At 72.0% G+C, this 9,803-nt stretch carries 9 protein-coding genes and 1 pseudogene; 2 read left to right on the top strand and 8 right to left on the bottom strand.

What is annotated here, in order from left to right:
• Both ACOJUF_RS04295 and ACOJUF_RS04290 read left to right on the top strand, forming a co-directional pair.
• Positions 1-633 (top strand): SbcC/MukB-like Walker B domain-containing protein (locus ACOJUF_RS04295; RefSeq protein WP_420120630.1); only part of this gene is annotated, 633 nt, incomplete at its 5' end.
• Between the two features lie 46 nt (positions 634-679).
• Positions 680-1,660, top strand: a complete 981-nt coding sequence (locus tag ACOJUF_RS04290; protein ID WP_420120629.1) for a DNA double-strand break repair nuclease NurA — start codon at positions 680-682, stop codon at positions 1,658-1,660.
• A 16-nt stretch (positions 1,661-1,676) separates the two neighbouring features.
• Here the strand turns inward: ACOJUF_RS04290 and ACOJUF_RS04285 are convergent, their stop codons facing one another.
• From ACOJUF_RS04285 to ACOJUF_RS04250, 8 genes and pseudogenes are all read right to left on the bottom strand, one after another.
• Entirely contained in the window at positions 1,677-3,968 is a 2,292-nt protein-coding gene (locus ACOJUF_RS04285; RefSeq protein ID WP_420120628.1) for an Ig-like domain-containing protein, read from the bottom strand.
• A gap of 240 nt (positions 3,969-4,208) precedes the next feature.
• Positions 4,209-5,549 carry an MFS transporter gene (locus ACOJUF_RS04280; protein WP_420120627.1) on the bottom strand — a complete coding sequence of 447 codons (1,341 nt, stop codon included), beginning with the start codon at positions 5,547-5,549 and terminating at the stop codon, positions 4,209-4,211.
• Positions 5,546-6,169: an ArsR/SmtB family transcription factor gene (locus ACOJUF_RS04275; protein WP_420120626.1), complete on the bottom strand. Its 624-nt coding sequence runs from the start codon at positions 6,167-6,169 to the stop codon at positions 5,546-5,548. Before ACOJUF_RS04275 ends, ACOJUF_RS04280 begins: the two co-directional genes overlap by 4 nt.
• A 42-nt stretch (positions 6,170-6,211) precedes the next feature.
• Positions 6,212-6,547: a TfoX/Sxy family protein gene (locus ACOJUF_RS04270; RefSeq protein ID WP_420120625.1), complete on the bottom strand. Its 336-nt coding sequence runs from the start codon at positions 6,545-6,547 to the stop codon at positions 6,212-6,214.
• 62 nt (positions 6,548-6,609) lie between these two features.
• Complete coding sequence (locus tag ACOJUF_RS04265; protein WP_420120624.1) at positions 6,610-7,503, bottom strand: polysaccharide deacetylase family protein; 894 nt, start codon at positions 7,501-7,503, stop codon at positions 6,610-6,612.
• Between the two features lie 66 nt (positions 7,504-7,569).
• Positions 7,570-8,052: an HD domain-containing protein gene (locus tag ACOJUF_RS04260; RefSeq protein ID WP_420120632.1), complete on the bottom strand. Its 483-nt coding sequence runs from the start codon at positions 8,050-8,052 to the stop codon at positions 7,570-7,572.
• A 12-nt stretch (positions 8,053-8,064) separates the two neighbouring features.
• A pseudogene (locus ACOJUF_RS04255) lies at positions 8,065-9,036 on the bottom strand (ADP-ribosylglycohydrolase family protein); the annotation flags it as partial.
• A gap of 171 nt (positions 9,037-9,207) precedes the next feature.
• A complete protein-coding gene (locus ACOJUF_RS04250; protein WP_420120623.1) occupies positions 9,208-9,696 on the bottom strand; it encodes a PASTA domain-containing protein in 489 nt (162 codons plus the stop codon).
• Positions 9,697-9,803 lie beyond the last annotated feature (107 nt).

Here is a 9,803-nt window from a genome sequence, read left to right as displayed (position 1 = left end):
GCCGACGGCGCCGCGCCGGCCGCCGCCGCCGCCCTCACCCGGGCGGTCGCCGACCGCACCCGGCTGGACGAACGGCGGGATCGGGCCACCCGGCTGGAGGGCGACCTGGCCGCCGCCCAGCAGGAGCAGCAGGTGGCCCGCGAACTGGGACGGTTGTTGCGCAGCAACATGTTTCCTGAATGGCTGGAGGCGGCCGCACTGGACACGCTGGTCGTCGACGCCTCGCACCGGCTGGCCGATCTGTCCGGTGGGCAGTTCGAGCTGACCCACCGGGACGGGGAGTTCATGGTGGTCGACCACGCCGACGCCGACAGCGTGCGCAGCGTCCGGACGCTGTCCGGCGGGGAGACGTTCCAGGCCAGCCTGGCACTGGCCCTGGCGTTGAGCACGCAGCTCTCGTCGATGGCCGCCGAGGGCGCCGCCCGGCTCGACTCGATCTTCCTCGACGAGGGATTCGGCACCCTGGACGAGGCCACCCTGGAGGTGGTCGCGGCGACCCTGGAGAACCTGGCCCAGGGCGACCGGATGGTCGGGGTGGTCACCCACGTCGGAGCGCTGGCCGACCGCATCCCGGTCCGCTTCCGGGTCCGGCGGGACTCCCGGACGTCCTCGATCGAGCGGGAGTCGTTGTGACGTCGCCGTTGTTCCTGCCGTCGTCGCCGCGGTCGGCGGCCCGGGCATGAGGTTCGCCGTCGACGGGTGGGACCCCGGGTACGGCAGCACGTTCGACCTGGACGGCGAGCTGGATGCGGCCGCCGCCGAGGTGGATCCGACCGTCGAGCGGGCGGTCGCCGACTGGGGTCCGGTGCGGGCCCGCACCGCCGTTGCCGGGCCCGAGCGGATCCTTTTCGTCGATGGGGTGCGCCGGATCGAGGCCCGGGCCTGGATCGACGACCCGGTCGACCTGCTGGCCCCGGGCGCCGCAGCCTCGACCGCCAGCGAGGCGATCTTCGCCTCGTACGCCGCCGGGGTGGTGTGCTGCAGCGAGTCCCGCGCCCGGGTGGACCATGTCGGCGTCCGCCGGGGGCTGTTCACGGTCGCCGCCCGGGCCGAGTCGGTGCCGACCTCGGCCGGGCCGTACACCTTCCACCGGGCCGAGCACCGGCCGGGACAGCCGATGGCGGCGGCCCTGTCCCGTGCTCTGCAGAACGAACTGGCCGAGGTGGAACGCGAGGTGGCCACCGGTGCCCGGGCCGGCGCCGGCGCCGACGTCGACGATCTGCTGGTGGTGGACGGCCCGCTCAGCGGCCGCCGAGTCCTGCCCCGGACCATCGGCTACATCAAGAGCCATCACAGCGCGTACCTGACCCCCGACCTGCACGCCCAGGTCGGCCGCCTGGGCGCGGGCGAGCGCACGCCCGTGTTCCGCATCGGCCACGGCTGGGACCGCTACTCCTGGTACCTGCGCCTGCCCGGCGCCGCCGGGGCGCCCTGGGCGGGGATCGTCCGCATCGAGTGCGCGCCCGACCGGCCCGACGCCGTGATCGAGCTCGCCACCCTCTCGCAGGCCGTTCTGCCGCGCTTCGCCTCGGCCGCCTACAAGGACACCCGCGCCCCGCAGAACCTCTACCCGATCGCCGGTCTCGAACGGGAGCTGCGGCGGCGGCTGGGCGATCCGCAGCTGCTCTACCGGGCACTGCGGGTGGCGGCCGCCGGATAGCACGGCCCCGGGGGGATCAGCCCGAAGCCGTCGTAAACCCCCACGAGGTCTTCACCAGGGGGTTGCCGGCGCTGTCGCGGATCGACTTCGCCCCACCGACAAGGGTGATGGTGTAGCGCTGGCCAGGTGCGAGCGCGGTGCGCGGCGTCAGGGTGGCGGTGCGGTTCTCCTCGGACCACATCACCGCCGCCGGCACCTTCACCCCACCCGGGTCGGTGAGGACCACGGTGCCGGTGCCGACACCGAGCACCGCTTCGCTGAAGGTGATGTCGACGGTCGCGCTCGTCGCGATGCCGGACGCGTCCGGCGCCGGCGACTGTCCGACCACCACCGGTGCGGGGCCCGTCGTGAACGACCACGAAGTGGCCACAATCGGATTCCCGGCGACGTCGGTCACCCCGTCGGAGCCGCCTGGAACGGTGACGGTATAGGTGGTGTCTGGCTGCAGCAGCCCGGCGGTGTCCAGGGTGAGTGTTCTCGTCGCAGCGATGTACCCGGAAGAGAAGTTCAGCGTCGTTCCGCTCGCGTCGGTGACGGTCACGGGACGACCGTCGAACCGGACCGGCTCGCTGAATCGCATCGTGACGTCCGTGTCGACGGGCACCGCCTTCGCGCCATTGATCGGGGACTTCTTGGTGATCGCGGGCGCCGGACCAGTGGTGAACGTCCAGCTCACCGGCGTGAGGGGGTTGGGACCGTGATCGGCGACGCTCCACGGCTCCGCGCCGACCGTGACGGTGTAGGTGCTGTCCGGCTCCAGGTGGCCGCCGGTGCGGATCGTCAGTGTCCGGGTCTCGTCGGAGTACTCGGTCGCCGCGGAGACGGTAGCGCCCGCCGCGTCGGTGACCGTGATGGGTGTGCCCTGAATGCGCATCGACTCGCTGAACGCGACCGTCACGTCTGTAGTCACCGGTATGGCGGTGGCGGCGTCGGCCGGGATATGTCCGAGGACCGTCGGCGACGGGCCCGTCGTGAAAGCCGAATAGTAGCCCGGCAACGCATTGCCGGCGACGTCGGTGATCTCGTTCGCGGTGCCACCGGTGCTCACACTGAGCAGATACGCGGTGTCTTCGGGCAGCGGCGTGGTGGGCTGCAGGACGGCAGTGCGCGTGGCGTCGTCATAGGTGACGGTCGCCGCCACCGCGCTGAAGCCCGATCCGCCACCGATCAGCTGGATGCCGTTCGCGGTGTTGAGAACGGGCTCGCTGAAGACGACGGTGATCGCCGTGTCGGTCGGGTTGCCCCTGCTCTGGTCCGACGGCGTCACCGCCACGATCGACGGCGCAGTAGTGTCCGCGGAGAGCAGGTGGTTCCACATGCCGCTCTGGCCGGCGCGGTCGATGGCGACCTGGTCGACGACGACATTCGACTGGACCCCACCCACCTGGTCCCAGGATGCGATCGGCTCCGCACGACCAGCGACCACACGGTAGATGCGACCTGTCTGCGCACCCACCACGAACGTGTTGTCCGCCGGCCGGAAATTCACGTGATTCCACGGCGCCGGACCACCAGCGTTGTCCAACGCCGCCTGATCCACCGCCACCACCGGCTGCGCACCACCGAACGCATCCCACGTCGACACATACACCGGCGCACCCCCGGCAAACCGAAACACCTGACCCGTCTGCGCACCCACCACCAACGTATTATCGGCGGGGGTCATCCGGAGAGATTGCCATTGCTGGTCGTTGAGCGGAACTGTCGGCTGTTCGCCCCCGAAGATGCTCCAGCTCGAGACATACACCGGCGCACCGCCCGCGATCCGGTACACATTTCCCTGAAAGCTAACAAAGCTGTTCTCGCCGATGGCTGGACCACGCACGTCAAACGGATGGAGGAACCGCTCGACGCTGCTCGCCGGAATCCATCCGGCGTTGGTGTAGCCGCCGGCGCTGATCCAGTTGTCAGCCCGGATGAAAACGTTGCCACCGCTGACCTGTTCGACGTAGGCGACGTGCCCGTATCCGCCCCCGCGACTCGAACCCCACCAGGCGATGGAGCCAACGGTCGGGTTCCGGTCGCCGCCGCCGAGGTTGGCTGCCCAGTCTCTGGCATTTCCCCATGAACGACCGGGATTCGGCATTCCGGCGAGTGCCAATCGGTACGCGGCATACAGCGTGCAGTTGTGGTATCCGTTCGCGGTCTCGGCCCATGTTCCACCGTAGAAGCGCCAGGCCCAGGTGGTCGAAGAGTTCGCCCCCGTGTATCCCGGGGTGCACGCGTAGCCCGCACTCCTGCAATCCATCTCGCCGGCCGCGGCGCTGCCCACCGGCCCGGTCAACGCGGTCACGGCGAGCAAGACCATGGTGAACAGTGCAGCGGCACCTGCCCGGGTGGGGTTGATTCGCATTCGCAACCAATCGGTTTCGGCATAGCCTGGCCCATCCCATCGACGCGGTCGCGCCGGTCGGGGTCGAGAACTCCGACAGAGCGAAAGCTACGGTCCGACGTAGCGCCTCCGTGAGGGGTGAACGACCGACACGCGCCCGGGACCCTCAGACGGTGGTATCGGCCTCTGCTTCCGAACCCCGGCCCGTTCGGCCGATCAGTGCACCGCCGCCCGGGCGGCGGCGATGGGGCCGTTGCCGATCCGGGGCCAGGCCCAGAGCAGCAGGCCGAGCTGGATCACGCCGGAGACCAGGAACGGCAGTCGCAGCGCCCATTCCCGGCCGATCGCCGGCTCCAGGCCGGCGACCAGCAGCCCGCCGAGCAGGGTGCCGATCGCAACGGTGCCCCAGCCGAAGAAGCGGTAGACGGAGTTGACCCGGCCCAGCAGCCGGTCCGGGATGAGCGACTGCCGCAGCGTCACGGTGATCACGTTCCAGACGACGACGGCCACGCCGGCAACCAGGGACAACGACCAGAGCGGCCAGAACGACGACATCAGACCGATGGATCCGTCGGTGACGGCGAGCACGACCACGCTCAACGCCAGGGCGGTGCCGGACCGCACCCGCCGGGTCAGCCAGGGCGCGACGAACGATCCGATCACCGCCCCGATCGCCGAGCCGGTCAGCAGCAGGCCGAACGCCGCCGCATCCAGGCCGGCGACCTCCTGGCCGAACAGCACGAACACCGCCGTGGCCAGCGCCGACGACGCGTTGAGCACCCCCAGCGCGATCGCCAGCGAGCGGAGCAGCCGGTGCCGCCACAGCCAGCGGAAGCCTTCCCCGATCTCCCGCCGCAGGCCGGCCCGTGGCCCGGCTGGCTGCCCTTGTGGGGCCGGTGGCCGGAAGTCGCCGGCGATGGTGAAGACAACCGCGGCGGCGATCGCGTAGGCCCCGGCCCCGGCGACGAACGGCAGGGCCAACCCGGCCGCGATGAGCAGCCCGGCCAGCGGCGGTCCGACGAACTGGTTCGTCACCGTCTCGACCGCCCAGAGCCGGCCGTTGGCGGTCTCCAGCCGGGCGCGCGGCACGATCGACGGGAGAAGGGTCTGCGCGCTGTTGTCCCCCACCACCTCCGCGAGGCCGACGAGCAGGGCCAGCCCGTACAGGGCGATCAGCAGCAGGCCGGCGTGGGCGGGGGCGCCGGACTCGTCGGCGCCGCTCAGCGCCAGCAGCACGGCGAAGAGCAGCAGCAGGCCGGTCCGGGCGGTGTCGGCCGCGGCGACGAGCGTGCGGCGGTCGAACCGGTCGGTGATCGCGCCGACGGGCAGCGAGAACAGCAGCCAGGGAAGGCGGGTCGCGGCGGTGACCAGGGCGATCTGCACCGGGTCGCGGGTCAGCACCGACGCCAGCCAGGGCACCGCGATGACCTGGAGACCGTCGGCCAGATTGGCCGCCCCGGACGCGACGAGCAGGCGCCGGTAGGCGCCCGGTCCCGCGACCCGGTTGGTGGCGACCGCGTCGTCCGGCGCGGCCGGGTTCTCCGGGGGTTCGGTCATGGTGAACCTGCGGTCCCCGGTTCGCCGTCGGCGCGGTCGACCGTTCGCCCGGCCCGGCCCTCGGGCCGGATCGGAAGGCGGGGTCGATCGGTCGGGTAGATGCCGACGACCAGACCGAACGTCTGGTCGCCGGACCGCGGCTCCCGGTCGAACTCGTCGAGCAGGTCGTGCAGCCGGCGCACCCATTCCGCGGCCCGGTCCGCCGGGATGCGGGCGTAGCGGACGCCCCCGTTGACCCCCGGCTCCACGCCGGCCGGCGCCGCGGCCGACTCGTCCGCCGCCTGCCGCACCTGGGCGGCCACCGCCCCGGCCGCCGGGCCCACGGGCTCGAACAGGAAGACCCGGGCCGTCCGGCCGTAGAACTTGGCCTCCAGCGCCCGCACCCGGCGGGTCCGGACGACCCGCACCAGACCGGCGGCCTCCAGCGATTTCAGATGGGATCCGATGGTGCCCTTGGGTTTGCCCAGGATCCCGGCGAGTTCCGAGGTGGTGGCGGCGCGGTCGAGCAGCAGGTTGACGATCTGCAGCCGGGTCGGCTCGAACAGCGCCCGGTACTGCCCGGGGTCGGTCAGCTCCAGCGTTGCGGCCAGGTCGTAGTCCGGCGCAGAATGGTCGGTCACTCTCGTATGGTCGGTAGATCCCGACCGTCAGTCAAGCCCGGTTCATTCCTTCGGTGGCAGCGTTCGTACGTAGGTGACGCCCTGGCTCACCCAGCCGGTGAGCCGGTCCTCGGTGTCGATCGCGGCCGGGTCGACCCGTAGCCAGCCGTCCATCTCACGGCCGCGCATCACCATCCGGCTCACGTGCGCGGCGGTCACCAGCTCGTCCGACCGGGCGGGATCGACCCGGAGCAGCAGCCCGCCCTGCCCGCTGACCGCCACCGTCATGTGCCCATCGAGCAGGAAGGCCAGGCCGCCGAACATCCGCTTCTCCGACAACCCCCGTTCCGGAGCCAGGATGTCGCGGACCCGCGCGGCCATGTCCTCGTCGTACGCCATGGCGGTCAGTGTGCCGGACACCTCCGACGGCGCCCCGGCGCGGACCTGCGGCGGACCTGCCGTCAGGGGGCCAGCAGGGTGGACGCCGTCACCGGCGTCAGACCCCGTTCGGCCAGGTCGTCCAGCACCCCGGGGAGGGCCTCGACGGTGCCGGGATGGCCGAAGTGCAGGCTGACCACCGACCCGGCCGTGGCGGCGGCGACGGCCTGCCGGATGGCCCGGGGACCGGGGTCGGTCCAGTCGGTGGAGTCGACGTCGTACGACAGGCAGGTGCCGTAGCCGCTGCGACCGGCGACCTGCCGGACCAGGTCGGTGGCGTGCTGCGCGCTGGACGGCCGGAAGAAGGCCCCGGGCGCACCGGTCAGGCTGACGAGAATGTCGCGGCAGCGGTCGATCTCGGCCGTCATCTCGTCCTCGGGCAGGTCGGCGAGGACCGGGTGGGTCCAGGTGTGGTTGCCGAGTTCGTGACCGGCCGCGGTGATGGCGCCGGCCAGCTCCGGGTTGGCGTCCAGCCAGGTCCCGACCACCATGACGGTGACGCGCGCCTGCCGCGCGGCCAGCACATCCAGCGCGGCGCGAGCGATCGCCGGGTCGCCGGCGCCGTGGAAGGTGAGCGCCACCTGCGGCCGGATTCCGGTCCCGCGCATGACTTCCGTGGCGGGTCCGCCGGTCGCCGGGCCGGTCGATGTGGTGGAGTCCGGCGCCGGGGACGACGACGCAGGGCCGGCGCTCGGCTCGGTCGATCCGGTGGCCGGTGCGGTCGCCGTGACCGTCGCACCGCCGGACGGCGGCCGGATCGAGGACGCCGAGCCGGAGGTTGCGCCGGACGACCCGTCACCGGTCGCCGCGGACGGGGCCGAGCCCGGTGTGCAGGCGGACGCGGCGGCCAGGGCGCCGAGCGAGGCCAGCAGGCTGCGCCGGGACACCCCGCCCGATCCGGGCCGGTCGGCGGTCATGGGATCGGGACGGGCCGGCGGTCGCCGGCGCGCCACTGGGTCGAGGTGGGCCGCACGGGCTGGACGCTACTCCCGGCCGCCGCGGCACTGGTCAGGTCCCGATCGGCCAACGCCCGGGCCGACCGATCCGGTCTGCTGGTCGAGGAGGGCCAGGGCGTGCCGGTACTTCGCGGCCAGCCGCTCCCGGGTGGACGGGTCGAGACGGGCCGTCCGCTCCGGGTCGGTGTTGTCGGCGATGTCGTGCCGCTTGACGATCAGGGCGAGCGGGTTGGCGGCGACCCGCCGGTAGTAGTCGTCGCCCTCGTCCGGGCGACGGGTGAGAGCGTCGACGGCCCCGGCGATCTGCGGTCCGAACTCCCGCTCGATGCGGTCGAGGGTGACATCGGTGTCTTCGACGATGTCGTGCAGCCAGGCGACGATCTGCGCCTGCGCGCCGTGGCCGGCGGCCCGGACCCGGGCTGCGACCCGGGCCGGATGATCGATGTACGGCGCACCGGACTGATCGGTCTGGCCGGCGTGGGCGGACCGGGCAAGGTCGGCGGCGGTCACCGGTCCGGCGCCTCGTCCTCGTGGCCGCCCGTCGCGGTCCGTTGCCGTCCGGACGGCGAGCCGGACCAGGTCGTCGGCGGCCAAACCCGGCCAGCCGTGCAGCATCCGCCGCCAGCCGGCCGGCACCGCGGAGGCGCCCCACCGGGCGCCGAGCAGCGCACCGGCGATCGCGGCGGTGGTGTCGGTGTCACCGCCCGCCCGGACGGCGAGCTCGAGCGCCGCCGCCAGGTGCCGGCCATCCGATCGATGGTCCGCCCGGGTGATCGCCCACCACGCCGTCTGCAGGGCGTGGACCACCCACCCGTTGTTCGGAAAGTCCTGGGGCGAGCCGCCTTCCGCCTGGTCGAGGAGCGGCCGCCAGAATCGCGCGGTGGCGCCGCCCGTCCGGTCGAGGTAGCCGTGCACGCCGTCGAACGTCCCGTACAGCACGGCATGCCGGATCGCGGACGACCACAGCTGGCAGGCCTGCGTGGCCTGCGGATCGTCATGGGTCAGGGCGCTGACCCGGCCGGCGGCCAGCACGCACGCGTCGGCCGCCTCGTCCGACCCGTCCAGGTGGGCCAGACCGACGGCCGCGGTGCGCATCAGCGACCCGTTGCCACCCTTGCGCCCGCTGATCCGCGCGGCGACGGCGGTCATCTCCTCGGCCGAGCTGCTGCGGGCGGACAGCACGGCGCGGGTCTGATTGCCGATGTCCTTGGGCTGGGAGTCGAACCATTCGACGAATCCGGCGGCGACGGCGTCCAGCCCGGCCGCCGTGGTGAGGTCGGCGCCGGTCGCGGTCACCCGGGCCACGGCGACCGTCATCGACGTGTCGTCGGTCCACTCCCCCGGCGCCCAGTCGAACGGCCCGCCACCGATCATCCCGATCTCGACGTCCCGGCCGGGATGGGTGAACTCGTACCCCGCGCCCAGGGCGTCGCCCGCGGCGGAGGCCAGCAGCGTCCCGGCGGCCCGGTCCTGCCATCGGTCCACGTTCGTCATCGTGCAGCCTCCCGATCCGCGTAGCCACAGACTCCGCACCCGTGCCCACGATAGCGCATACTTGCGCTATCGTGGACGCCGAGTCACGAATGAAGAGCAGAGGTACTGCTTCTCCCCCTGCGGATCTCAAGACCGCAGGTCCGCATTCCACTTGGCTTCTGGAGAGCGGGGTCAGCCACCGATCTTCTCTACGTAGAGCAGAGCGTCCCCCTCGCCGATCGGCACGCCAGGCTCGGGGCTCTGGCTCACCACGACCCAGTTGCGGTCAATCACCTGAGCCCGGCCCGCCCCGGTCGCATCCTCGCTGCGTGAGAAGAAGACTCCGAGGGTCTGGATCTTGTCCTGCGCTGCCTGCAGGTTCATGCCGACAACGTCGGGCATTGGCACCTTGACCGAATCCGCTCCAGCCGCCGCCGGCGCATCCGAAGTCGTCTTCTGCGAGGTGATCTCGGCGGGCTGGGTGAGTGCGGGCGGCGCCGGCGACGACGACTCCTGCGTGATCGTAACGGGAGCCTGGGTCACTGTGACGGGAGCTTGGGTCACGGTGACCGGAGCCTGGGTCACTGGCTGGCTACCCGTCGGCGTTGTGCCACAGGCAGCCAGACCCAGCACCGCCAACGCGGCAGTTCCGGCCAGAACGAGCGTCTTTGCCCTACTCATCAAAGTTCCCCCTATCGATACGACCACCGTCCGCGGCCACCCAGTAGAGATGAGACCGGACCCGCCCAATGACGCAGATCGAAATGTGACCTGATTCACAGCGTCGC

It is taken from the genome of Nakamurella sp. (assembly GCF_048594475.1).
Lineage (GTDB): Bacteria > Actinomycetota > Actinomycetes > Mycobacteriales > Nakamurellaceae > Nakamurella.
The sequence above is the reverse complement of the archived record's forward strand: the minus strand, read 5'-3'. Positions and strand labels throughout refer to the sequence as shown.

Coding starts and splice junctions, on each gene's coding strand:
- ACOJUF_RS04290 (WP_420120629.1), top strand. CDS start 680: ATGAGGTTCGCCGTCGACGGGTGGGACCCCGGGTACGGCAGCACGTTC.
- ACOJUF_RS04250 (WP_420120623.1), bottom strand. CDS start 9,696: ATGAGTAGGGCAAAGACGCTCGTTCTGGCCGGAACTGCCGCGTTGGCG.
- ACOJUF_RS04285 (WP_420120628.1), bottom strand. CDS start 3,968: ATGGTCTTGCTCGCCGTGACCGCGTTGACCGGGCCGGTGGGCAGCGCC.
- ACOJUF_RS04265 (WP_420120624.1), bottom strand. CDS start 7,503: ATGACCGCCGACCGGCCCGGATCGGGCGGGGTGTCCCGGCGCAGCCTG.
- ACOJUF_RS04270 (WP_420120625.1), bottom strand. CDS start 6,547: ATGGCGTACGACGAGGACATGGCCGCGCGGGTCCGCGACATCCTGGCT.
- ACOJUF_RS04280 (WP_420120627.1), bottom strand. CDS start 5,549: ATGACCGAACCCCCGGAGAACCCGGCCGCGCCGGACGACGCGGTCGCC.